At 45.7% G+C, this 23,218-nt stretch carries 21 protein-coding genes; 11 read left to right on the top strand and 10 right to left on the bottom strand.

What is annotated here, in order from left to right:
• Positions 1 to 279: 279 nt before the first annotated feature.
• Positions 280 to 1,317: an aldo/keto reductase gene (locus tag QUA23_RS10090; RefSeq protein WP_333074836.1), complete on the bottom strand. Its 1,038-nt coding sequence runs from the start codon at positions 1,315 to 1,317 to the stop codon at positions 280 to 282.
• 421 nt (positions 1,318 to 1,738) lie between these two features.
• On the opposite strand from QUA23_RS10090, the gene QUA23_RS10095 reads away from it, so the two are divergent.
• Positions 1,739 to 2,140, top strand: a complete 402-nt coding sequence (locus tag QUA23_RS10095) for a fasciclin domain-containing protein (protein WP_333074860.1) — start codon at positions 1,739 to 1,741, stop codon at positions 2,138 to 2,140.
• A 566-nt stretch (positions 2,141 to 2,706) separates the two neighbouring features.
• Here QUA23_RS10095 and QUA23_RS10100 read toward each other — a convergent pair.
• On the bottom strand, positions 2,707 to 3,330 hold the full coding sequence (locus QUA23_RS10100) for a Uma2 family endonuclease (protein ID WP_333074833.1): 624 nt from the start codon (positions 3,328 to 3,330) through the stop codon (positions 2,707 to 2,709).
• A gap of 144 nt (positions 3,331 to 3,474) precedes the next feature.
• Here QUA23_RS10100 and QUA23_RS10105 point away from each other — a divergent pair, with 144 nt between their 5' ends.
• From QUA23_RS10105 to QUA23_RS10115, 3 genes are all read left to right on the top strand, one after another.
• On the top strand, positions 3,475 to 4,044 hold the full coding sequence (locus QUA23_RS10105; RefSeq protein ID WP_333074832.1) for an HD domain-containing protein: 570 nt from the start codon (positions 3,475 to 3,477) through the stop codon (positions 4,042 to 4,044).
• Between the two features lie 50 nt (positions 4,045 to 4,094).
• Complete coding sequence (locus QUA23_RS10110) at positions 4,095 to 5,228, top strand: ABC transporter ATP-binding protein (protein WP_333074831.1); 1,134 nt, start codon at positions 4,095 to 4,097, stop codon at positions 5,226 to 5,228.
• Positions 5,229 to 5,582: 354 nt separating this feature from the next.
• Entirely contained in the window at positions 5,583 to 5,987 is a 405-nt protein-coding gene (locus QUA23_RS10115; RefSeq protein WP_333074829.1) for a hypothetical protein, read from the top strand.
• 62 nt (positions 5,988 to 6,049) lie between these two features.
• Here the strand turns inward: QUA23_RS10115 and QUA23_RS10120 are convergent, their stop codons facing one another.
• The 3 genes from QUA23_RS10120 to rbfA all read right to left on the bottom strand — a co-directional run bounded on the left by QUA23_RS10120 (position 6,050) and on the right by rbfA (position 8,791).
• On the bottom strand, positions 6,050 to 6,283 hold the full coding sequence (locus QUA23_RS10120) for a DUF4327 family protein (protein WP_333074828.1): 234 nt from the start codon (positions 6,281 to 6,283) through the stop codon (positions 6,050 to 6,052).
• Positions 6,284 to 6,645: 362 nt separating this feature from the next.
• A complete protein-coding gene (locus tag QUA23_RS10125) occupies positions 6,646 to 8,283 on the bottom strand; it encodes a glycoside hydrolase family 3 N-terminal domain-containing protein (protein WP_333074825.1) in 1,638 nt (545 codons plus the stop codon).
• 70 nt (positions 8,284 to 8,353) lie between these two features.
• Entirely contained in the window at positions 8,354 to 8,791 is a 438-nt protein-coding gene (rbfA, locus tag QUA23_RS10130; protein WP_333074824.1) for a 30S ribosome-binding factor RbfA, read from the bottom strand.
• 530 nt (positions 8,792 to 9,321) lie between these two features.
• On the opposite strand from rbfA, the gene sipA reads away from it, so the two are divergent.
• A complete protein-coding gene (gene sipA, locus QUA23_RS10135) occupies positions 9,322 to 9,561 on the top strand; it encodes a regulatory protein SipA (RefSeq protein ID WP_333067909.1) in 240 nt (79 codons plus the stop codon).
• A gap of 234 nt (positions 9,562 to 9,795) precedes the next feature.
• Here sipA and QUA23_RS10140 read toward each other — a convergent pair whose 3' ends face one another.
• On the bottom strand, positions 9,796 to 13,161 hold the full coding sequence (locus QUA23_RS10140) for an EAL domain-containing protein (protein WP_333074823.1): 3,366 nt from the start codon (positions 13,159 to 13,161) through the stop codon (positions 9,796 to 9,798).
• Positions 13,162 to 13,692: 531 nt separating this feature from the next.
• Between QUA23_RS10140 and QUA23_RS10145 the strand changes: the two genes are divergently transcribed.
• The gene (locus QUA23_RS10145) at positions 13,693 to 14,133 is read left to right on the top strand and encodes a pentapeptide repeat-containing protein (protein ID WP_333067914.1); all 441 of its coding nucleotides are present in this window, start codon (positions 13,693 to 13,695) and stop codon (positions 14,131 to 14,133) included.
• Positions 14,134 to 14,390: 257 nt separating this feature from the next.
• Here the strand turns inward: QUA23_RS10145 and crtH are convergent, their stop codons facing one another.
• Together crtH and QUA23_RS10155 are read right to left on the bottom strand one after the other, a co-directional pair.
• Positions 14,391 to 15,935 carry a carotenoid isomerase gene (gene crtH / locus QUA23_RS10150; protein WP_333074821.1) on the bottom strand — a complete coding sequence of 515 codons (1,545 nt, stop codon included), beginning with the start codon at positions 15,933 to 15,935 and terminating at the stop codon, positions 14,391 to 14,393.
• A 322-nt stretch (positions 15,936 to 16,257) separates the two neighbouring features.
• Positions 16,258 to 16,443: a hypothetical protein gene (locus QUA23_RS10155; RefSeq protein WP_333074820.1), complete on the bottom strand. Its 186-nt coding sequence runs from the start codon at positions 16,441 to 16,443 to the stop codon at positions 16,258 to 16,260.
• A gap of 25 nt (positions 16,444 to 16,468) precedes the next feature.
• Here QUA23_RS10155 and upp point away from each other — a divergent pair, with 25 nt between their 5' ends.
• From upp to QUA23_RS10170, 3 genes are all read left to right on the top strand, one after another.
• Positions 16,469 to 17,119 carry a uracil phosphoribosyltransferase gene (upp, locus tag QUA23_RS10160; protein WP_333074819.1) on the top strand — a complete coding sequence of 217 codons (651 nt, stop codon included), beginning with the start codon at positions 16,469 to 16,471 and terminating at the stop codon, positions 17,117 to 17,119.
• Between the two features lie 275 nt (positions 17,120 to 17,394).
• Entirely contained in the window at positions 17,395 to 17,862 is a 468-nt protein-coding gene (locus QUA23_RS10165) for a TMEM165/GDT1 family protein (protein WP_333074817.1), read from the top strand.
• A 61-nt stretch (positions 17,863 to 17,923) separates the two neighbouring features.
• Positions 17,924 to 18,217, top strand: a complete 294-nt coding sequence (locus tag QUA23_RS10170; RefSeq protein ID WP_333074815.1) for a TMEM165/GDT1 family protein — start codon at positions 17,924 to 17,926, stop codon at positions 18,215 to 18,217.
• A 433-nt stretch (positions 18,218 to 18,650) separates the two neighbouring features.
• On the opposite strand, the gene QUA23_RS10175 is transcribed toward QUA23_RS10170, so the two are convergent.
• The gene (locus QUA23_RS10175) at positions 18,651 to 19,157 is read right to left on the bottom strand and encodes a hypothetical protein (RefSeq protein WP_333074814.1); all 507 of its coding nucleotides are present in this window, start codon (positions 19,155 to 19,157) and stop codon (positions 18,651 to 18,653) included.
• A gap of 320 nt (positions 19,158 to 19,477) precedes the next feature.
• Between QUA23_RS10175 and QUA23_RS10180 the strand changes: the two genes are divergently transcribed.
• Entirely contained in the window at positions 19,478 to 20,737 is a 1,260-nt protein-coding gene (locus QUA23_RS10180) for an MFS transporter (protein WP_333074812.1), read from the top strand.
• Positions 20,738 to 20,912: 175 nt separating this feature from the next.
• On the opposite strand, the gene hisIE is transcribed toward QUA23_RS10180, so the two are convergent.
• Positions 20,913 to 21,563 carry a bifunctional phosphoribosyl-AMP cyclohydrolase/phosphoribosyl-ATP diphosphatase HisIE gene (gene hisIE / locus QUA23_RS10185; RefSeq protein ID WP_333074810.1) on the bottom strand — a complete coding sequence of 217 codons (651 nt, stop codon included), beginning with the start codon at positions 21,561 to 21,563 and terminating at the stop codon, positions 20,913 to 20,915.
• Positions 21,564 to 21,888: 325 nt separating this feature from the next.
• Here hisIE and hemL point away from each other — a divergent pair, with 325 nt between their 5' ends.
• Positions 21,889 to 23,187 (top strand): glutamate-1-semialdehyde 2,1-aminomutase, encoded by a 1,299-nt coding sequence (hemL, locus tag QUA23_RS10190; RefSeq protein ID WP_333074807.1) that lies wholly within the window; start codon positions 21,889 to 21,891, stop codon positions 23,185 to 23,187.
• The last annotated feature ends 31 nt before the right edge of the window (positions 23,188 to 23,218 follow it).

Raw genomic sequence — 23,218 nt, forward strand, 5'->3', positions numbered from 1 at the left:
ATAGATTAACAATTGACAGTTTATGGAGTGAGGTTAAACTCACCGAACAGCACCTGTCTCAACAATATCACAGAAACCAGGCAACCGCAACGATAAACCTAAGATTTTGCGCGAGTCTGTGGGAAGAAACCAAGATGATGACATTGGCGCTGTGGGTGTCGGTTTAACCTCGCGCCCACAGCACAAATGCCAATCATCCCTCTAAAGGCGGGTTCGCCGATATCTGCAATCAAACGCAAAATATCAACGTAAACCCGCGACTAGAAAATGGCAGCAACTTTACAGTCGGCGGCTGTCAATCTTGGCGATTCCACCTCCAAAGGCAAAATCTTGCACCGTCGAACTCTTTAAGAAATCGTGAGGAAAACCCAATTCAATTGCACTTACTTGGTCTAACTGCTGCATTTGTTCGGGAGTTAATTCAAACTCCAAACAAGCGAGATTTTCCTGAAGTTGTGAGAGTTTACGCGAACCTACAATCGGAATAACTTCGACAGGCTGTTGGATCAGCCAATTTAGGGCTACTTGAGAAGCAGGTTTGCCAATTTCGGCTGCTATTTTGCTAACTTCGTCAGCAATTTTTAGGTCTCGTTCGTTAATTTTTCCCGATTCAGGTGAATTCAGCCGTTTAGCTTCGCTGGCTGTTTCTGAAGTGTTGTATTTTCCTGTCAGCAAACCGGCTGCTAAAGGGCTCCAAGCAGTGACGCCAATATCAAAGGCTTTTGCCATAGGGATCAAGTCCCGTTCTGGAGTTCGCTCTTTTAAAGAATACTCGATTTGCAAGCCGATAAATGGTGTCCAGCCGCGCAGATTGGCGATCGTATTTGCTTGAGAAATAATCCAAGCTGGCGTATCGGAAATGCCGATATAAAGAACTTTGCCGGCGCGTACCAAATCGTCAAAAGCGCGCATCACTTCTTCGACTGGTGTGGTGAAATCCCAAGCGTGCAGCCACAGCAAATCTATGTATTCAACTTGCAATCGCTTCAAACTTGCTTCTACTGCTTGCACCATATTTTTGCGGTGGTTGCCGAAACCGTTGATTTCGCCGTTTTTCATGTTGAGGCTATACTTAGTGGCAACTACCCATTTTTCGCGATCGTCTGCGATCAACTCACCGACATATTTTTCGCTAGTACCGTTGGTGTAGAGATTCGCGGTATCAATGAAATTGCCGCCCGCTTCTGCAAAGGCGTCGAACATTTTCCGGCTTTCGTCGTAGGAGCTCCCCCAACCCCACTCTTCCCCAAAAGTCATGGTTCCTAGGCAGATTTCGGAAACGCGAAGTCCGCTGTGACCTAGTAGTTTGTATCTCATGTCACCCTTCCGCTAGTTAATGGTTGTTAACAGTTTAGATCGGGATTTCACAAACTGTTGCCATCTGTCGGGGTGGTGGGTTTTACGGGGCCTTAGCGCTGTGCTTAATGTTGAATGTTTTGCCAAGTCAATCAAAATGCTCTAGCAGGGTGATGCTGTCTCCCCGCTGCCTTTAGTTTAAAAAGCGCGCCTGTGCGATCGTCTTACTAATGTATTTAGGATTACATAAATAAATTAAACTACAGTAAAATATCCAAAAAAATATCTACCTTTAGATAGGTATTTTATGAAATTAGTTAAATAAAAAAATGTTATCTTAAATAATCAGAAAACCAGACAGAACTAGAGAAAAAATTAATGTAGCTAAATTAACTTTTTAGCGTTATAGTGATTTATAGATTACAAAAACTAGGTGACTCACTTGGCTGATATCGTTGATACCGCCGTTTCGGCTGGATCTTTTACAACCCTAGTTGCTGCTGTCAAAGCTGCGGGTTTAGTAGATACTCTCAAAGGCGCTGGCCCCTTCACAGTTTTTGCGCCTACTGACGAAGCTTTTGCTAAGCTTCCCGCAGGTACTGTAGAAGCACTGCTTAAGGACATTCCTAAGCTCACAAAAATCTTGACTTATCATGTCGTTTCTGGCAAAGTTATGGCCGCTGATGTGGTCAATCTGAAATCTGCCAAGACAGTTGAAGGTTCAGAAGTGAAAATTGATGCTTCCAATGGCGTCAAAATCAATGATTCTACCGTTACAACAGCCGATGTGGCTGCTGATAATGGCGTCATCCACATTATTGATTCAGTCTTGCTTCCTGCGTAAGCACAGACTTAGATAGCGCAATACTATCTTGAGGGCGGTGGCTGTTGTTAGCCACCGCCCTGTTTTAGTTGAGAGTTGAAATTTAAATATTTTACACAGCTCAATAATTAAAACTATCGCTTTTTTCTCACTGTAGACGGAGGAAAAGTGAAAATCCGGCTCATCTTCAATTACAGGAATGGCTGCCGGAAACCGATTCATAAAAGTAATTAATCGATTGAAGCCCACAGAAAGCTCAGGAAGAAGAAATACTTTGAGCCAAAATTGCATTAGTTTAGAAGCCCCTCTCCTGTTGTACAATTAAACGTAGATTGTTCAGCAAATTTTTCCACCCCCTCTCTCTTTAAAATCCCGAAAAAAGTCTTTGACGTTGATTGGAAAAAGCGGAACTTTATATATCGAGCGCGATCGAATGTATCAATACTTATTTCGTTCCCTTTAGTTGGAGCTATCTTAAACTCGATTTAAACCCTGCCACATATTCATTAAACCAAGTCTTAATATGAAAAATTTTACCTTAAATTTAAGTTTTATGGTTTTAATAACAAATTAGTTTAACACATTACTCAAGCCAACAATTCACTGACGGCTACGCTAAAACCTGCAAGCACACTTTGAGTGTTAACCACTTCATCCGCATTAAACAACCGCCAGCGTTGCCCTGCATTCACAAATATTAATCTAGCTTCAGGAAATAGCAACCAAACTTCTAAACATCCCGATTCCAAATATTCCTGAGCTTTCGCAAATAACTCTTCGCCGCTATCTTCGGGGGAAGCAACTTCTGCTATCAAAGGAAAACTTTGGGAAAATGCTGTAAAATTGCCTGATTCTGGCAACAATTCAGGAGTAATATAAGCAACATCGGGACGGGGGCCCCGCTTGCTAGTGCGGCAAAGGACTTCTGTAACAACTTTTCCTCCCTGTCCGCTGGAATTTTTGTAATTTCTCCAGTAGCTCGATAATTTAGATTGAGCCAGACCGTGCTTGAATGTCATTCCTGTTTTCTCCACTAAGTTGCCGTCAACCCATTCCATTCTATCAGCAGGTCTGACTAAAAAATCTTCAAGAGATATGACTTTTTTAGGCTCAGATTCGTGGGAAATTTTTGGTGTATTTTCTAATTGAGGATGTGATTCTAACTCGGAGTTTTGGTCGGCATTTTTGGGTATAATTATAGTAGCTGTCATGCTCGGAACCTCTGTTTAACTATTATAACTTTACAAGCGATCGCTCTCGATCGCATTTAATGACATGATTGAAATTGGTAGATTTGGTTTTTTCAACTTAGCCCGACAATTTATATATCATAGCAATTCAGAAAGGTGACTTTCATGATTCTCTCAAACCGTTTTTCTGAAGCCCTCACCTATGCAGCGGAATTGCACGCTACCCAACTTCGCAAAGGTTCCGGCGTTCCCTACATTGCCCATTTGTTGGGCACTGCTAGTATAGCTTTAGAATATGGGGCAAATGAAGATGAGGCGATCGCAGCTTTGCTTCACGATGCGATCGAAGATCGAGGCGGCCCCACCTCCCGCGAAGCCATCCGCCACCGCTTTGGCGATACCGTCACAGCGATTGTAGACGGCTGTACCGACAGTGACGAGACGCCGAAACCCCCTTGGCGTCAGCGAAAGCAAGCTTATATCGATCGCATTTCTACAGCTTCTGGCTCCGTCAGATTAGTCTCGGCTGCTGATAAACTTTATAATGTTCGATCGATCCTGAAAGATTACCGTCAATTGGGTGACGTTGTTTGGGAACGCTTCAAAGGTGGCAAAGAGGGTTCTCTCTGGTATTATCGTTCTTTAGTAGAAGCATTCCGCCAAGCTGAGTTAACGCCTATAGTTGAAGAATTAGACCGCACAGTTTTAGAATTGGAACAGTTTTCTGAAGGCTGAAAACTGAAGGTAAAAATCACTAATTATCAATTATCAATTACAGTCACAAAATGGCAAATGTTCGCTTAGAAAATATTACCCGACGCTACCAAAACGTCACCGCGATCGAAAACATCAGCTTCAAAATTCCGGACGGGGAATTTTGGGTATTAGTCGGGCCATCCGGCTGCGGGAAATCCACAATTATGCGGACAATTGCAGGTTTAGAAACCGCAACTTCCGGCAATCTTTACATCGGAGATAATTTAGTTAACAACATTCCGGCGAGACAGCGGGATGTAGCAATGGTGTTTCAAAATTACGCGCTTTATCCGCACATGACTGTCGCCGAAAACTTGGCATTTGGATTGCGGATGCGGAATGTTGACCAGACTAAAATTCAAGAACGAGTCGAAACAGTAGCCCGATCGCTCTCGATCGACCACCTCCTCAAGCGTAAGCCCAAACAGCTATCAGGCGGGCAGCAGCAGCGTGTAGCACTCGGAAGGGCGATCGCCCGCGAACCGAAAGTATTTCTTTTAGATGAACCGCTTTCTAATCTCGATGCTCAACTGCGAGACGACACTAGAGCAGAACTCAAACAACTGCATCAACGGCTGGGAATTACCACAATTTACGTCACTCACGACCAAGTGGAAGCGATGACTTTAGCTGATAAGATTGTCGTGTTAAATGGGGGAAAAATTCAACAAATTGGAGACCCGCAAAGCATTTATGCCAAACCAGCGAACCGCATGGTGGCGACATTTTTAGGCAATCCCGCCATGAACATTTTGCCTGTAATATATACTAACGAATCTTTTCAAGTAGGAAATCAACATTTAGCCTGTCCGCCCTCGATTCAGAAAAAATTGCACGCGAGAGAAGGACAAGGATTTGATTTAGGCATCCGTCCAGAAAATATAGAAATCTTTACGCCACAAACTGCAGAAGAAGATGATTTGAAAACCGATGTTTGGGCCTTAGAAAAAGTCCCTCTTGATGTAGAGGTAAAAGTAGTGGAACCTCTGGGCCGAGAAACTTTAATTCGGGCGAGTTTGCCGTTGTTGAGCGCTGAAACTACTGTACAGTTACAAATACCTGCGAGTGTTCGCTTGCGATCGGGCGATCGGCTGAAGGTACAGCTTGACTTCGATCGACTATTTATATTTGACCCTTCCACCGGGGAAGCGTTGTATCCTTAACTGGATAGAACAGGACTTACGCACGGGTAATCAGCCACCGGGTTTTTTTAGTCGCAGTGCCTAAGTCCTGTTCTATCTAAAATCTAAAATCTAAAATAGACTGAGCCTTCCAGTGGGAAAGTCTCGATTCGTAGTTACAAAATTTTACACTTGACATCTGTTAATTTACCAAGTAATGATACGATTAGTATTGGCACAATGACAAAACGTCCCCCCAAAAGCTGATATTTCCTGACTCCGGGCGATCGCGACCCACAACGCCAGCATCTTCGCGCTAAGAAGCGGCTTTACGCCCCGACTTGGGAGCAACTAGCGAACCAAAAACTCAGAAAAACGTTCTAGCGGCATTTTTAGATGAATCCCGACAACCTGCCTCAAATGCTGCAAACAGGATTTCACCTAACTTTAGGTGCAACTTCCTTTTTAATTGAGACATTGCAAGATCCTCTGAAGCGAGAAGAAAATCTTGACAAACTGAAGTCAGATTTTGGCCAGCTAGCCGATGAGCTGCTGGAAAAAGGAGAAATAACTGAGCGAGAAGCCCGGAATTTTGTAGATACTATTTTTTCTCAACCGGGCGATCGGGAGAATGCAGACAGTGAGCCTGTCTCGTCCAAGCAATCAGATGCAGCGACTGATGCTCCTCCCGATTCGGTTGTACAGCCTAACGTAAAGCTAGAGATTCAAGAATTAACTGCACACATGGCAGCGCTGAGGGCCGAGTTGGAAAATTTGCGCGCCGAAAATTCCCAGTATTAAAGAATCAAGAGTCTTTAACACAGCCGGAGTTTACTTGCCAACTTATTTAAGAAAACCAAACTTTAGTCATTGTCCCATTGTTCAGAACCTATCAGGTCGGCGATCCGATCGCGCAGCAAGAAGTCGCATTTTTCTAATTCGCACTCTACACAAGCCCATTCCCGAGGAGGAATGAATTGGCACAGGGTGTAGATCGGCTGTTGGCGGCTGAGAACGCCCTCATGCACGAGCTGACGCGCTTCATCTTGGATCACATCTAAAGAGTATTGGATTTGGGGAATAGTGGAGTGAATCATAATGCGCCCTCAATGTTTTACTAAAAAATTTTATGGCCCTGGTAATAATATAGTCCAAACTTACGAATATGGAAGTTAAATTTTGTCCGTATCCAGCTATACAATTGACTGCTGTAAATAAAAATAAATTATACGAATCATCAGTAAGTGATGGGATCTGTCTTAGGATGTTGAGAAGCAGCACATTTTCCCGACTAGCAAGCGGATCTGCTGGAAAGCTCAATTCAGCACTTAGGAACCCGCATCGGATTCCCGGTTTCTGGATGCTTTGCCACCAAAGGCAACATTTCCTGCGAGAAACCGGGTTGATGAATTTAAGTCCTGACGGAAATAGCAAAGGAAAGATTTAGGAGTCCGGCAACTCAAGCATTACCAGTTCCGTCAATGCCGAATAGCACTTCTAGAACGAGAGATTGCGCTGCCGGCATTTGCCCAAAACAAAATACATAAGGAATACTCGGAGGCAAGTGTGGCAAAAATTGCTCTAAAACGTAGGGACTGCCGTAAATTAACACAGCTTGCAGTTCTCCCGTTTTTAATAATTTCTTAAACCAATCTTGAGCTGCTTCGGTCAAACCAGCACTGCCTCGGAAGCAATTGCCGCGAATGAAAATTTGCAGCAGTGTCGGAGAAAAATGCTCTGCACCTGTATTATCAGCGATCGCCCCTGTGCGATCGTCAATCAGTTGCAATTCGTAACCAAACTGTTCGGGAAGGGCGATAGCCGGAGTGTGGTTGCCCAAAAACTCGCACCCCAAAACATCATCTACAACAATCAAATTCCGCAAACACTGGTTTTCTGGGGGTTTTGCAACCTGCAAAGGTAGATTGCCACCAAATTTCAAAGAATCTCGCAAAATATCGGTAGCAGTTGCCCTTGCCTGTGGGTTTGCCAGCAAACTTAAGTCGATCGACTCCAGGGATTGTAAATTCTTGCTCCCCCCCTTAGCAAGTTGGGGGGGGTCAGAAATCAACATACCCACCTTTATTTTCGCTTTCCAAATGCGCTTGACAGATTCCTTGATTTGTTCAACTGAAAGTCGCCCTTGAGTGACAGCTTCGCAGACAGCGAGAATTGCCCCTTCCGGGTCAAGCGGCATCAGCAAAACATCAGCACCAGCCTCAGCAGCCAAAACAGCAGCTTCATTAGCGCCGTACTTATTGGCGATCGCACCCATCACCAAAGCATCCGTCACGATCAAACCTTCAAATCCCAACTCTTCTCGCAGCTTCCCAATCAAAATTTTGCGAGAAAGAGTAGCAGGAAACTCCGCATCCCAAGCCGGAATCAGCAAGTGAGCACTCATCACAGCATCGACCCCAGCAGCCATCGCCTCAACAAAAGGAGGCAACTCAACCTCAGTCAATCTCGCTGGCGAATGTGGCAAAACCGGCAATTCCAAGTGAGAATCAACCGCCGTGTCGCCGTGGCCGGGAAAATGCTTAGCGGTGGTCAAAACCGGGTGCTCACCTGCGCCTCTAATAAAAGCAGCAGCTAATTTTCCGACAATTTCCGGTGTCTCGCCAAAAGCGCGGACATTAATCACAGGATTGTCGGGATTGTTGTTAACATCAACCACCGGCGCGAGAATCCAATTTAGACCGATCGCCCTAGCTTCGATCGCAGTGACAGCGCCCATTTGTTCAGCATATCGATCGGCTTTACCTGAATCGTGTCGCGCCACTTCAGCAATCGCCATCGGCGGCCCGAACCAAGTCGCCCCCGCGAACCGCTGACCGACACCTTCCTCAATATCAGCCGCCAGCAGCAGCGGAAACTTGGCCCAAGACTGCAATTGGTGCGATCGAACTGCCAATTCCGCAGCACTTCCCCCCACCAAAATCACCCCGCCGACGCCCAACTTTTCCAGATAATAGCGGAGTTTGCTAGCAGTTGGTTCCCATTCGGGATAGCGAATTTGGTGGTCGAACAAGCAGCCAGAAGCGCGCACCACGAACATCTGGGCCACCAGTTCTGGTAAGGAAAGATTGTCAATCATGGGAAATTTAGGAATTGTTGACTGTTGACTGTGGACTGTTGACAGGAAAGCTGTTGACTAACTTCAGACACTAATCCTCGTCTGCTTCTAAATCATCATCATCATCATTTTCATTGCCCTCAGCCAATTCTTCGTCATCAAACATACCTGGTTTGCGATCGGCAGAAAGCTGATTCAGCAGTATCAACATTTTATCGCCCCGTTCCAAAGAACGGTCTTCGAGAAAAATCACTTCCGGCGTCCGGCGCAGTTGCAATCGTTGGCCCAACTGACTGCGGACGTAGCTAGTAGCAGATTTCAAACCCTCCATAGTCTCTGCCTTCGCCTCATCAGTACCGTAGATGCTGACAAAAATTTTTGTATGCTGAAGGTCTCCCGAAACAATTACATCGGTAACGCTAACCATACCGGCACCTACCCGGTCGTCCTTGATTCCATTCAGCAACATCAGGCTGACTTCCCGTTTAATCATTGAAGCTACACGCTCAATGCGACGACTTGTAGCCATAACACCTACTCCTCTACTTTCCTAATCAGCCATTTTCATCCCGATTGACAATTGTAGCGCGATCGGTCAGGGGTGTTACAGGCGATCGTCCGAGTTAGGGGTGAGATACAGCTTAGAGGAAAAAAATGTTTGATTGCCATAGGTGAATATATAGCTAATATAGAGAGGTAGAGTGAGAGACAGCTTAAAGGAAAACAATGTTTGATTTGATTGTCAAAACCGTAGCCGATGCTTCAGGGGCAACTAACCAGCTAAAGATAGCTGAATGGGCAAGATTGAACAGGACTAACCCTTTCGATATGGGAGCCAAAAACTACCAACGATGTCTTCATGACTTAGGGTTAGGGGGAAAATATCATGAACTTGAATATAACGAAGATGGAAGCCTAAAATATTAATAATTTTGCCGTAATTCCCTTGATTATGATTCATGATTCTCCATTTTATTATCCATCCCTAATCAATCAATTAAACAGAAAAATTTCTTGTCAAAATTCCTTTATTGCTGTGTTTTTTTAGAAATAAAACTCATGGAAAAAGAATTTACAATCGGTCAAAAAGTCAGAGTTGTGGCGATGCCGCCTTACGTCAAAACTGCCGAACCGATGCCGATGCTGCGGCCTGCAAATTTAATTGCGATCGGCGCTGAAGGCGTTGTGATCGATCGGCGTCCCGGCAATTATTGGGGAATTCGCTTTGAAAAAGGTGCTTTTCTGTTAGACAGTCAGTACATTGAAGCAGCGGAAACTAATGTAGAAGGTAATGGGTAATGGGGAATGGGTAATGGGAATAGGGAATTGATATGATATCAAATTCGTTGGTATCAGAATTATTCCTCTCTGTCTTCAAGAGACTCAGCGCCCTCTACGTTCTCTGCGGTTAAATCATTCTGAAACAACAGTAAACCCTATGAGAAATTAACATTTATCTTTTCCTTCTTCCCTCAACATCCCTCTCTTAAATCCGTTAAATCCCATTGTTTGCTCGTTGCCCAACTTCCTTCTTCAACAAGCCAGCTTAGCTTCAAAAGCCAAAGAATTAATAGGAAACTCCCCCAAAAATTCCTCTAAAAGAGGAGATGTGAAGTTACAAGGTTGAGGCTTTCCCAAATGATAACCTTGAGCATAATCTACCCCAAGTTCATTTAGTTTATCCATAATTGTTTGATTTTCAACATACTCGGCAATAGTTTTAATTCCCATGACGTGAGCGATTTTGGTAATAGCTTCCACCATTGCGACATCAATAGGATTATCGACAATATGCTTAATAAAATTGCCGTCTATTTTGAGATAATCAACCGGCAAGCTTTTCAGGTAAGCAAAGGAAGACATCCCGCTGCCGAAATCGTCCAAGGCAAACTGGCAGCCTAGTTCCTTGAGTTGCCAAATCAAGCTAGCTGCCTTACTGAGATTACCGATCGCCACGGTTTCGGTAATTTCAAAACAAATTATTTGCGGCGGTATTTGATGGATAGAAAACTGTTCCTGAATAAACTCGATAAACTTTTCTTCGTTGAGGCTGTCCCCAGAAAGGTTGATTGAATAAAGGTTGGGATATTTGCCAAATGACGATTGCAGATCAGACAAAAGAGAGCAAGCAGGGAAGGTAACTATTTTATCGCTGTCTACTCCGGGGTTTTGGACTAATAAATTTGCTGTGAAAATTTTAGATAACTGGCTAAATAAAGTGCGAATCACCCAGCGGTCGATCGCGTGCATCAAGTTGTAGCGTTCTGCAGCCGGAATAAACGCCATCGGCGACACCAACTCACCAGTTTCCAACTGGAGGCGCAGGAGGATTTCGCAGTGGGTTCCGGTGGTTGGAGAGTTGAGCAAAGGTACGATCGGCTGAGAGTACAAGCAAAAGCGATTCTCTTCTAAAGCTTGATGAATTTGCACCACCCACTCGGTTTCGCCATGCTGTTTGATTAATTCTTGATCGCCTGCTTGATAAACCTGTACCCGGTTGCGACCTTTATTTTTAGCAGCGTAGCAGGCCATATCGACCGCGCTCAAAATTGCAGATGTCGAGGCTGTTTTGGGATTGATTGCTACCAAACCGATACTGACGCCGATCGAAAAAGTTTTGTCCTGCCACGCAAAGCGGAATGCCTGAATGCTTCGCAGGAGCGTTTCAGCAACGTTCAATCCTCGTTCGACGGGACAGTGGTACAGGAGTACGGCAAATTCATCGCCACCCAGACGTGCCAAAATATCTGTTTTGCGGATACTGCTTTTAAATAGCTGGCTGATTTGGCGCAGCAGTTCGTCCCCAGCAGCATGACCGCAGGTGTCGTTAACTATTTTGAAGCGATCGAGATCCAGGTAAAGCATCACGTGTTCTTGCCCGTAACCTTGAGCGCTGTGTAGGGCGTGCTCTAGCTGGTACTCAAATTCCCGGCGGTTGACTAATTGCGTCAGGGGGTCATGAGTTGCCTGCCAGGTGAGTTGCCGCGCTTGAGTTCGCACTTGCGTGACATCTCGGAACACAACGACGGCCCCGACAATTTCGCCGCTGCTAGCGTGGATGGGGGCGACGCAGTGGTCGATCGCAAATTCGGTGTTGTTGCGGTCAATCAGCAAGCTGTTGTATCCTTGGTCAACAATCCGACCTTCGCACAAAGCAATTTCGGCGATATTTTCGGTCGGCCGCCTGGTAGTTTCGTCAACTATTCTCAGCACGCTGGCGAGGGGCAAACCCTTAGCTTCCGAGGTAGACCAACCCGTGAGTTGTTCGGCAACTGGATTAAGGGTGGAAATGCAGCCGTCGGCGTCAGTAGTGATTACGGCATCGCCGATCGATTGTAGAGTAACCTGAGCGAGTTCTTTTTCTTCAAAAAATGCTTGTTCCATGCGCTTGCGATCGGTAATATCTCGCTGCACCGACACCCAGTGGGTAACGTTCCCGAAGGTGTCGGCAATGGGTACGCTGTTGAGTTCCACCCAATATGTTGAACCGTCTTTGCGGTAGTTAATCAATTCCAGGCGTAGGGGTTCTCGGCGAGAAAAAGTACGGCGAATTTTAGCGACTTGGGTTGGATCGCTTTCTGGGCCGCGCAAGCAACTGGGGGTTTTCCCGATGATTTCTTCGGGTAGGTAGCCCGTCATTTGGGTAAAAGCTTCGTTGGCATAGATGATTGTGGGGTCGGAGATATCGCTGTCTCCCGCATCCATAATCACGATTGCGTCGTTAGCGTTCACTACAGCAGATTCTAAAAGGTGGAGTCTGGCCTCTGCCCGCACGCGGGTAGCAATTTCGCTTTCTAGTCTGGCGTTAGTCAAGCTGAGGGATGCGATCGCTTTTTCCAATTCCTTAGTTCTTTCTGCCACTGAATCGTGCAGAACATCGATCGCCCCGGACATTTCCATCGGGTCAAGTACGCGCAGTATGTTGGTTTGAGTAACTATTCCCAGGAGTTCTCCCTGTTCCCCCGTTACTACCAACCTGCGGACTAAACGCTCGTGCATTTCCTGATGAGCTACCCAGAGCGAGTCTTCTTGCTTGAGGCTAAATAAGGGGGTACTCATCACAGTTTGGGCGATCGTTTGCGACAAATCTATATCTAAAGCTTGAAATTCCACAATATCCCGTTCTGTGACGATACCTACTGGAATGGGGAACGGTAAATCCATCGATAATTCTGTTGATTCGGTAATTACTACGCAGCTAACGCGGTGCTGCGCCATCAACTCAGCTAAACTCCTAACTGACGCGGAGCGAGGTGCTTGAATGACTTGTGCGGTCATTACTTCTTTCACGCGGCGCATTTTTAAGATATTTGCCGGTTTGAGCATGGCTTGGCGAATGCTTTCCGGGGTGATTACTCCTAAGAGTTGACCTTCACTATCCAATATTGGCAGATGCTTAATTCTTCGTTGCCCCAGCAGAATTAGGGCGCTGAAAATGTCTTGAGTCTCGGATTTTGTCAGAGTTGCTGCAGGCTGCCTCATCACTTCTGCGATGGTGACACCTTTTAAGTTTTTGCCCGAGGCAATCAAATCGACAAGATCCCTTTCGGTGAAAATTCCTTGCAATTGAGAATTTGAACCAGAGTGCGAGGATAATTTTTCTATGGATTTTTCCACGACAAAGACGCAGATACCTGTCGCGTCTCTGAATGCACTTGAGGTGGGGGAATTTGCGATGTCTGTTAGTGGCTGATAGATATCGGTTGGTGGAATGGCTGCGTTTAGAGAGCAACTTCCGCGCCGTTGGCCCATCAGGGTAATTACTTCTGCTAGTGGGGTATCGGGGGCAACGGTCAAGGGGTAGCGGTCTATTACTTGAGCTAAGGTTGGCAGATACTTGGAGGAATCGTTTTTGAGCATATTTAATTGAGTTTTGCGATCGCGTGGACTCTGCGACATTCCAAAAAAGTGCTGGTTTCCAAGCACTAGGTGGATTTTTACGGGGCTGCTGAGACCTAATTAAAATTTATTGTTAAAAATGCAGCCGAGCTTGGGCTGGGGATCAAGCCAGTGACTGCTTTTCCTCTACCTATAAAGTTATAAGCTTATCTTTATTTTAAATTAATTTTTCAGTCTCGTGACACTTTTATTAAAAACACAGTATTTTATGTGAACTTTTTGCGATAGGATCATCCCTAAAATCCTCCCTCGTATTGCGAATTATCTCCATCTTCAGAAAGACGCATCGGTTGGCTATATTAACTAACCTAGAAGAGGTTACTACAAAAGTGCACTGTATGAAGTTCGGCAGTGTTAAGTTTTGCGAAATTATGTTTTGCTAGCTGGTCGAAACCATCTAGGCGTTGTTGAGGGCAATCGATATCACAGCCCATCTGTGAATTAGATCGCAACTTGCGAAAACAACCATGGTAAGATTGTAGATATCAACACAAGAAGTTAAATACAGAGTCTGGTGAGGAAAAAAGGATTATGAAACGCAATCTATTAGCCGCTACTTTTTTAATTACTCCCTTACTGTTAGCTGGCCCGGCGCGCGCTGAAAATCCCGTTCACGTCAAACAGTTACTGTCAACTGGGCAATGTTTTAAGTGCGACTTGTCTGGAGCAGATTTAACGGGAGCACATTTAATTGGTGCTGATTTGAGAGAAGCAAATTTACGAGGAGCAAACCTATATAAGGCCAACCTCGAAGGTGCTGACCTAACGGGTGCTAACTTGACGGGTGCTAACTTAACCGCAGTTTTCCTGACTAATGCCAGTTTAAATGACGCAGACCTCGATCGGGCGAATCTGACTGCAGCCATCATTAACACCGCTGACGTATCCGGCGCATCAATGGAAGATATGACCATCACTGATGCCAAAATCTACAATACCCAAATCGGCGTCGGCGGTAGCTACGACCAGTGAACTCAGTAAAAGAATGAAAACTGCCAATTTTCAGTTTAAAACCCGGTTTTTCCCCAAAAACCGGGTTTTTAGTTTTTGTGTAGGGTGGCCAGGAACCTCGCATTTTCTCTCGTCTTTCAAACGAACCGTCTGACGCACCCTACTAAGAAGTAGGACACAATTAATAATTACACAAAACTATGGGCTACAAGCCTTGTCTAGTAAAAAACTAGCCAAAAATCAGTGTGTAATTAATTCTGTCTAATCATTTACTAGCCCTAAAAACCCAAATCAACCGCAATGCGGTGCGCGCAAGCAAACCCAGAAAACGCCACCGCATTTAAACCCTGTCCGGGAAACGTACTGTCACCCACACAATACAAACCAGGCATAGAAGTTCGATTAAACGGCATTCCCAGCAAACCCATTAACTTCTGTCGCGGAATCGGCCCGTAAGTTCCGTCTTCGCGCCCCAAAAAGCGCCGGTGAGAACGCGCTGTCCCCACTTCCATATAATCCAAACCGGCATCTAAACCGGGAAAAATCTTTTCTAATCTTTCAATAATTCTCCCTGCCGCCTCTTCTTTTTTATCCTCATATTCATGCTGCGAAAGTCCTTCCCACTGTTCTATCCAACTCGAAGTAAAAGCGTGAACTATGTGATATCCTGCAGGAGCTAAATCTGCGTCAAGCACGGTTGGAATTGACACCAAAACAGTTCCCTCTGGCGCTTCCATTTTATCCCACTCTTCTAACAAAATGTGGTGGCAGGCGCTACCAGCAGGGATTACGCTTGCTTCTACTCCCAAATGCAAACTCAAGAAACTGGGGGCTTTTTGATAGCGCTGCTGCCATTTCTTCTCGCTAGCGGGCATCTCTTCTGCGGGCAGCAATTTTTCAAAAGTATCCCACCGCGTGGCGTTAGAAACTATCCGCTTGGCCCGGTAAACTTCGCCGGTGGCTAACTCGACTCCGACAGCGCGGCCGTTTTCTGTAATAATTTTTTTCGCTTTAGCTTTGTATTGAATTTTCCCGCCGCATTTTTCTAATCCTTCTACTAATTTTTGGGCGATTTGACCGACTCCGCCTTTGGGATAATTGATGCCACCGTAATGTCTGTCGGAAAATACCATTCCGGCGTTAATCATCGGCGTTAAGTCCGCAGGTACTACAGACCAGTAGTAGCATTCCATGTCGATAAATTTCAGCAAAGTAGGGTCTTTTATGTAGCGCCGCGCAATGTCGCCAGTATTTTGAGGCAGATATTTTACTAATCCCAAACACGCTAAAGGATTCTGAAAAAAGACTCGGACTAGATATCCAGGTTCTTCTAGGGATAGCAATTCCATCCCGTTGAGGCAGTTAAAGACGTTCCAGCATTCGCCGTAAAATTTGTGGATTCCTTCGCGTTCGTGAGGGAACCTGTCTGTTAATTCTTGCAAGTATTTATCATAAGCCTGGGGAACTTCAAGTTCTAAGCCACTGGGTAAGTGATAGTGAAGTTGTACGGGGTCGGGAATGGTTTCTAGGGTGACGTTGACTGCTTTCAGGGCGCGGGTGAGGAGGTTGGTGGTGCCACGCTGTCCGAAACCAAAAATCATGGATGCGCCGACATCGAATCTGTAGCCTTCTCGATCGAAATATCCAGCGCTACCCCCCGGAATTGTATAGCTTTCGAGCACTAAAACTTTGACTTTCTTAGCGGCTAGCTGGGTGGCAGTCACGAGTCCACCAATGCCGGAACCGATGACAATCACATCAAACTCTTGCTGTGTAGGGTGGGAGTTGGGAGAAAATAACTGGGATTGGGTAGGAGCTGACATTAGGTTAAAAATCTTAATAATTTCCATAATATTACAGTCGATCGCTCTAGAAGGAAGAAGGCACGACACGGATTTTGATACGGATACACGGATTAATTATCGATCGTCAGGCATTCGTCAGATGTTGAACGAATATTAATTACCCGATTCCCGATTCCCGATTCCCGATTCCCGATTCCCGATTCCCGATTCCCGATTCCCGATTCCCAACGCCCGATGCCCCAGCTTCAAAAAAAAATGCGGGAACAGTCTACCATTGCCGACTGCCCCCGTCTGCCGATCCTTTGAGAGGAGAACACTAAAAATCACTATAATCTTATTGCTAATTTATGTCAATACTATTAGAAAAATATTTCAATAAGCTCATGGAGGTGGATCGGCGAATGGGTTCTAACTCCATCTCTGGCTTGTATGCGCCCTCAAGGATGTGATAAGTTGCACAGAGCGATCGATCGCCCGTTGGGGAAGCCCTCGAAGAAGATCGATCGCACCCCATAAAATCCTTCAAACCTAGCAATCTCCCCAATTTCCTAATGTCCCTGCAACTGCGCGTTTACGTTCCTCCACATCCGTTAATTAAACACTGGCTGGCTGTTGCCCGCGACGCCGCCACCCCATCGGTACTTTTTCGTTCTGCGATGACGGAATTGGGAAGGTGGCTGGCTTACGAGGCGATTCGAGAATGGCTGCCGACAGTGGAAACCACAGTGCAGACGCCTTTGGCAGAATGTCCGGCGGCTTTTATCAACCCGGAAGCTCCGTTAGTTGTGGTACCGATTTTGCGGGCGGGTTTGGCTCTGCTCGAAGGAATTCAGACGGTTGTACCGCTGGCTTCGGTTTACCACCTAGGCATGGCAAGAAATGAGGAGACGCTGCAACCGACTTGTTATTTGAACAAATTGCCGGCGCAGTTTAACCCGGAAACGCGGGTGATAATTAGCGAGCCGATGCTGGCGACTGGCGGCACGATTATAGCGACAATGCAGGAATTGACGAAGCGGGGAATTGACCCGAGCTTGATTCGGATTATCTCTGTGGTGGCTGCTCCTCCGGCTTTGAAGAGGCTGAGTGCAGAGTACCCGAGTTTGATGATTTACACGGCCACGATCGACGAAATAGTCAACGAACAGGGCTTTATTGTACCTGGTTTGGGAGATGCGGGCGATCGAACTTACGGCACATAAACCAGTCAGTGAGTCAATTTTAGATTTTAGATTTTAGATTGACTCGACAGATAAGTCTGGGGGCTTGTAGGCGTCAGCCAATTTTAGATTTTAGATTGACTCGACAGATCGATCTGGGGGCTTGTATCCCTTTTTGGGTGCGGTGAGTTGTTCCAGGAATCAGTTGCTCAAATCAGTGGCAAAAAAGATGACCCTGGTTTGGTAAAAGCACGCACAGAGAAAGTTAGAATCAAAAGTACAAGTCAAAAATAAATAGCTTTTAGCACTCATTGCCTGTGAAACTTGATTCTGTTCCGCCAAGCTTGTCTGCTTCTGACTCAGTAAACCTCAATTATGATTTGCCACAACAGGTACAACTACAAATAAAAGAGGTTACTGATATTTGTGCTGCTTTAACCCCGGAGCCCGCTGAACTCTCAGTGACTGTAAATCCCGATATTTGTCAGGAACAAAAGAAACTAAAGTCGAAGCACTGGGCAATTTTTGCTTCGACTTTTGCAACTATTTTTTTAGCTGAAATTGGAGACAAAACTCAGCTAGCAGTTTTGTTGATGACGGCTGAATCTCGAAATCCTTGGATCGTTTTTGCGGGTGCGGGTTCGGCTTTGATAGCAACCAGTTTGCTGGGGGTGCTGCTGGGAAGGTGGCTGGCTAGTCGGATTGCTCCGAGAACTTTGGAGAGAGCAGCCGGAGTGATTTTGCTGGCAATTTCGGCGGTTTTGCTGTGGGAAGTGCTGGGTTAATTGTCTGCTTTGTCGGTAAGTCCTAGATTTCTACAATAGCTAACTAAGAACTAAAAAAAACATGGACTGGCAACTTTTGGGACTAAGTTTTATTACAGTGTTTTTGTCAGAACTGGGAGACAAAAGTCAATTAGCTGCGATCGCCCTGGGCAGCAGTTGTAACTCGCCGCGGGCTGTATTTTTCGGTACGGCGTCGGCGCTGCTGCTGGCGAGTTTAATCGGCGTGGGCATTGGCTTCAGCACGGCAGAGGTGTTGCCGGAACGACTGGTAAAGGGACTCGCGGCGATCGGATTTGCGGTAATGGGTTTGCGCTTGCTGTGGCCAAAAGCAGATTTACCGGAAGCATCCGAGTAGGGCGTGGCGTCAGTCGATTTTAGATTTTAGATTTACTCCACAGATGAATCTGGGAGTTTGAACAAGAGTCTAAATTTTTGCTCTCTCCACAACAGGAGTCGTTCGCAAGTATCCGTTTTTGTGCGGTAAAAAAACTCGTAAATATAGTTATCTCAAATTTGTTAGCAGCGGAATTATTCCTATCTCTCTTCTAGATCTCTGCGTCAATCCATTGTCATCTGCGGTTAATACATTCTATTTTTTTAACTGCAGATGAGTGCAGATAAACACAGATTAACGCCGATGAGTATTAAATCCGTAAGAGAGCGAATGCCTGCAATTCCAGCCTAGTTTACGAGCACGTCAAAATTTCAAAAATTAGCAGCGGGCGTGAATTCATGCCCGCTGCTCAAGGTTGAGTTTTTCTCAACTCAACCTCTGAGTATTGTGTCAATTACGCTTGGTTTTGGTAGCACCAGCCGATCAGGGTACCGGCAACAGCCAACTTCAGCGCTTCCAATGCAAAATAGCCTTGGTGCAGTAGATTCATCCCCGCAGGCACTTCTGCTGCGGAATCGAACAGATTTAGCTGCATTCCCAAGGCGCTCATTTGGGGTGTCAGGGCGTAGGTGTCAATCAGGGCGATCGCTAGAAGTACCAATGATAATAAAATTGCTGTGCGGCTGCGCTTGCCGAAGTCACTGACTAAATTGCTCAAAACCATCAAACCCGTTGCCACCAGGCCTGAACAGATTAACTCAACGCGGTTGAATCCCCAGAACATTAAATTTCCGGCTGTTGCAAACTCGGGAGATGTCATCATGCCAGATACGTAGAGACTGGGCATAATTACTAAATCCAAAATCAGGCTACCGCTGAGCCAGAAAATTAGGGCCACCATGACAATTGCTTGCCATCGCGGTTTGATTGATTCCACTCTTGATGTTGTAATAGCTGTCATATAATTAGACCCTCTAAAATTTTCTTCGGCCTTTTCTAGAGTTTAACTAACTTTTTTCTAAAATTCTGTTAAGTATTTTTAAATTAATGGTAACTTTTGTGTAACATAGCCTGAAGAATTGTTAAGCTCACTTATGTTTGTCATCACATCGGTTAACTAATACTAATTCGGAAAAAGTACGGAATAAATTAATAATTACTCACAGTACTTATGCACTGCGACCAAAGAAACCTGTTTTTGACTCTGATTAAACACGGTAACGTATTTTTTGTATAAAAGCAGGTTTCTGCGTCCAGAAATAACTCCTAATTTAACTGTATATGCCTAAATTTCAATTATCCTCTTGGTTGCCCCGTCTCCCCCCTCAAGTCTGGATTCTTGCCGCCGGCAGATTCCTCTCCCAAAGCGGCACCGGTTTTACTTTATTTTACGCGCCGATATTTTTTGTCGATGGCGTCGGTTTATCTGCTACTGCTGTTGGGATTGGTTTGGGTAGCGGTTCAGTTTCGGGAATATTCGGCAGAATTTTGGGCGGTTCTTTTTGTGATTCAAAATTTTGGGGAAGGCGGCGAACTTTACTGCTGGCGGCAGTTATTTCGGCGGCGGCTTCTTTTGTACTGGCGGCGACTAATGATTTCGTTGGCTTAATTGCGGGCAATTTACTGATGGGTTTGGGTGTGGGTTTGTATTGGCCTCCAACCGAGACGATGGTGGCGGATTTAACGGAGGGCGAACAGCGACAGGAAGCTTTTGCTTTGACGCGGCTGGCTGATAATTTGGGTTTGCAAGTTGGGATTATTTTGGGCGGTTTGTTGATTGCAGTAACGGGGAACTATCGATCGCTCTTTATTATTGATGGTATCTCATTTTTAGTGCTGTTTGCGGTGGTGGCGATCGCGATCGCCGAAACCTACAAACCAGCTAATCCAGCGGATAGAGGCAAAAAAAATCGGGAAAATGGCTGGATGGTGGCGCTGAAAGATCGAAGTCTTCTAGTTTATGCTTTAGTAAATACTCTGTTCACATTATATATTTCCCAAATCCAAACCACAATGCCGCTGTACTTTAGCAAGTTTGTCGCGGTGGGGACATCGGGAAAAGGCTTTTCAACAGGTACAATTACCGTTTTATTTGCTTTTAGCACGTTTTTAACTGTGGCTTTGCAACTGCCGGTTGTTAAAGCTTTGAGACCATTTTCCCACTCGAAAGCTTTGATGATTTCTGCGCTGCTATGGGGAATGGGATTTATCGCGATCGGCTTGACGGGAATGGCTGCAACTGGCAATCTATTTTTAGCTGTTTTAGGCTTGAGCTTTTTGTCGGTGGCGACTGTTACTTATACGCCTTTTGCTTCGGCTTTGGTGGTGGATTTAGCGCCGGAGTCTTTGCGCGGCGTGTATTTGGCGGTTAGTTCTCAGTGTTGGGCGATCGGCTATTTAATCGGGCCGCCGCTGGGCGGTTTGGCTTTGGATAGAGGTAAATGGGCCGCGGATAATTTTTGGTTGGGTTTGGCTTTGAGTGTGATTGTGGCTGTGGTTATTTTGCAAAAGCTCGATCGAATGTTGAAAAGTAGAATCTAATCTTGAGTTGTTGGTTTAGGACTAAGACAAAAAAAACCCGGTTTCTGCGTCAATATCTCTCGGTTCGATACCACGATTTTTCAGATAAACCGGGTTTGTGACCCCGCGTGCGTCCAAGACTTTAGTTGTTAGCATTAACAGTCAACTGTCAACTGTTAACCGTCAACTAACTAATTTATTTTCGTCGATCGCCCAATTTGCGGTAAACTTCTCTCAAATCAACTTGATGGTGAGCCAAAGCAACCAAAGCATGATAAAATAAATCGGCAACTTCCCCAGCAATCCCGTCTTTGTCGTCATCTTTGCAAGCCATCACAACTTCCGCCGACTCTTCGCCAATTTTCTTGAGAATCTTGTTGTCGCCGCCCTCGAACAACTTGCAAGTATAAGAACTTTCGTTAGGATTGTCGCGGCGATCGCAAATTACGGCAAATAATTGAGATAACATATCCCCTGGCGGCGGTGAAATTTCCCCATCAACTTGGTGAAAACAACTTCTTTCTCCTGTGTGACAAGCAATATCTCCGACTTGTTCGACAGTGACTAGCAAAGTATCACTATCGCAGTCGTAACGCAGCCCTTTGACATTTTGAACGTGTCCCGAAGTCGCCCCTTTGTTCCAAAATTCAGCGCGCGATCGACTCCAGAACCAAGTTTGCCCAGTAGAGAGCGTTTTTTGCAGGGACTCCCGATTCATCCAGGCCATCATTAACACTGTACCGTCCAAATAATCTTGGACGATCGCAGGCACTAAACCCCGATCGTCGTAACGAATCTTTTCAATTGGGATCGATCGGCTCAAACTTGATAAATCAGTAGTAGACATAATTTTATTTCAACTTGGTAAGATAGATTAACGCTTTCCTGTCGGAGATTTTTTTAATTAACCGCAGAGAACGCAGAGGACGCAAAGGAAGAGAGAAGATTGAGCAAGGGATGGGTAAATTGTCAAGAACTCTTTTACAAAAAATTACACTTTAGGGCGATCGATGTGGGTGCGACAAAGCCTAAAAAACCCAAGCTAGTATTGCTACTCATTGGTTTGTACCCTAAAATCTACTAGAATAGTTTCCTTGAATCGACCTAACCTTTATGTTGAACTGGCTATAAAATTATTCTACCAACAACAGACGTTCACTAAGGAGAAAACATTGGTTTCCACAACCTTGAAAACGACCAAATCAGAAGAAATTTTCGCTGCAGCCCAGAAGTTGATGCCAGGTGGCGTCAGTTCCCCCGTGCGCGCCTTCAAATCCGTAGGCGGACAGCCCATCGTCTTTGACAGGGTAAAAGGAGCCTACATTTGGGATGTTGACGAAAACCAATACATTGACTACGTAGGCACTTGGGGCCCAGCCATCTGCGGCCACGCCCACCCGGAAGTCATCAAAGCCCTGCACGAATCTTTAGAAAAAGGTACGAGTTTCGGCGCACCATCGGTGTTGGAAAACGTACTGGCCGAAATGGTCATCGATGCCGTTCCCAGCATTGAAATGGTGCGATTTGTCAACTCCGGCACCGAAGCCTGTATGGCCGTTTTGCGGCTGATGCGAGCTTTCACCGGACGCGATAAACTGATTAAATTTGAAGGCTGCTATCACGGGCACGCCGATATGTTCTTGGTAAAAGCCGGTTCCGGCGTCGCAACTCTGGGCCTTCCCGACTCCCCGGGCGTCCCGAAATCCACTACTGCCAATACCCTCAACGCTCCCTACAATGACTTAGAAGCAGTCAAAGCTTTATTTGCCGAAAATCCCGGCGAGATAGCAGGTGTAATTCTCGAACCAGTGGTGGGCAATGCCGGTTTTATTACCCCGGATGCAGGCTTTCTCGAAGGTTTGCGGGAAATTACTAAAGATAACGGTGCTTTGTTAGTTTTTGATGAAGTAATGACCGGTTTCCGCATCGCCTACGGCGGAGCTCAGGAAAGATTCGGTGTCACCCCGGATTTGACTACTTTGGGTAAAGTTATCGGTGGCGGTTTGCCGGTGGGAGCTTACGGGGGAAGGCGGGATATTATGGGGATGGTTGCTCCTGCTGGCCCAATGTATCAAGCGGGTACGCTGTCGGGAAATCCTTTGGCGATGACTGCTGGGATTAAGACTTTGGAATTGCTGCAAAAACCCGGCACTTACGAACAGTTGGATAAGATTACCAAAAAACTGTCTGACGGATTGCTAAAAATTGCTAAGGAAGCCGGACACGCGGTTTGGGGCGGGCAAATTAGCGGGATGTTTGGCTTGTTTTTTGCGGCTGGCCCGGTTCACAATTACGAGGATGCGAAGAAGTCGGATTTGACGAAGTTCAGCCGCTTTCACCGGGGAATGTTGGAGCACGGAATTTATCTTGCTCCTTCGCAGTTTGAGGCTGGATTTACTTCTTTGGCTCATACTGACGAAGATATCGATCGAACTTTGGCGGCAGCGCGTGAAGTGATGGCAAATATTTAACGTGTGTAGTAAGGATGTTCGTTCTTAAAAC

It is taken from the genome of Microcoleus sp. Pol1C5, from assembly GCF_036701115.1.
In the GTDB taxonomy this organism is placed as follows: domain Bacteria; phylum Cyanobacteriota; class Cyanobacteriia; order Cyanobacteriales; family Microcoleaceae; genus Microcoleus.

Coding starts and splice junctions, on each gene's coding strand:
- QUA23_RS10090 (WP_333074836.1), bottom strand. CDS start 1,317: ATGAGATACAAACTACTAGGTCACAGCGGACTTCGCGTTTCCGAAATC.
- QUA23_RS10100 (WP_333074833.1), bottom strand. CDS start 3,330: ATGACAGCTACTATAATTATACCCAAAAATGCCGACCAAAACTCCGAG.
- QUA23_RS10105 (WP_333074832.1), top strand. CDS start 3,475: ATGATTCTCTCAAACCGTTTTTCTGAAGCCCTCACCTATGCAGCGGAA.
- QUA23_RS10110 (WP_333074831.1), top strand. CDS start 4,095: ATGGCAAATGTTCGCTTAGAAAATATTACCCGACGCTACCAAAACGTC.
- QUA23_RS10115 (WP_333074829.1), top strand. CDS start 5,583: ATGAATCCCGACAACCTGCCTCAAATGCTGCAAACAGGATTTCACCTA.
- QUA23_RS10120 (WP_333074828.1), bottom strand. CDS start 6,283: ATGATTCACTCCACTATTCCCCAAATCCAATACTCTTTAGATGTGATC.
- QUA23_RS10125 (WP_333074825.1), bottom strand. CDS start 8,283: ATGATTGACAATCTTTCCTTACCAGAACTGGTGGCCCAGATGTTCGTG.
- rbfA (WP_333074824.1), bottom strand. CDS start 8,791: ATGGCTACAAGTCGTCGCATTGAGCGTGTAGCTTCAATGATTAAACGG.
- sipA (WP_333067909.1), top strand. CDS start 9,322: ATGGAAAAAGAATTTACAATCGGTCAAAAAGTCAGAGTTGTGGCGATG.
- QUA23_RS10140 (WP_333074823.1), bottom strand. CDS start 13,161: ATGTCGCAGAGTCCACGCGATCGCAAAACTCAATTAAATATGCTCAAA.
- QUA23_RS10145 (WP_333067914.1), top strand. CDS start 13,693: ATGAAACGCAATCTATTAGCCGCTACTTTTTTAATTACTCCCTTACTG.
- crtH (WP_333074821.1), bottom strand. CDS start 15,935: ATGTCAGCTCCTACCCAATCCCAGTTATTTTCTCCCAACTCCCACCCT.
- upp (WP_333074819.1), top strand. CDS start 16,469: ATGTCCCTGCAACTGCGCGTTTACGTTCCTCCACATCCGTTAATTAAA.
- QUA23_RS10170 (WP_333074815.1), top strand. CDS start 17,924: ATGGACTGGCAACTTTTGGGACTAAGTTTTATTACAGTGTTTTTGTCA.
- QUA23_RS10175 (WP_333074814.1), bottom strand. CDS start 19,157: ATGACAGCTATTACAACATCAAGAGTGGAATCAATCAAACCGCGATGG.
- QUA23_RS10180 (WP_333074812.1), top strand. CDS start 19,478: ATGCCTAAATTTCAATTATCCTCTTGGTTGCCCCGTCTCCCCCCTCAA.
- hisIE (WP_333074810.1), bottom strand. CDS start 21,563: ATGTCTACTACTGATTTATCAAGTTTGAGCCGATCGATCCCAATTGAA.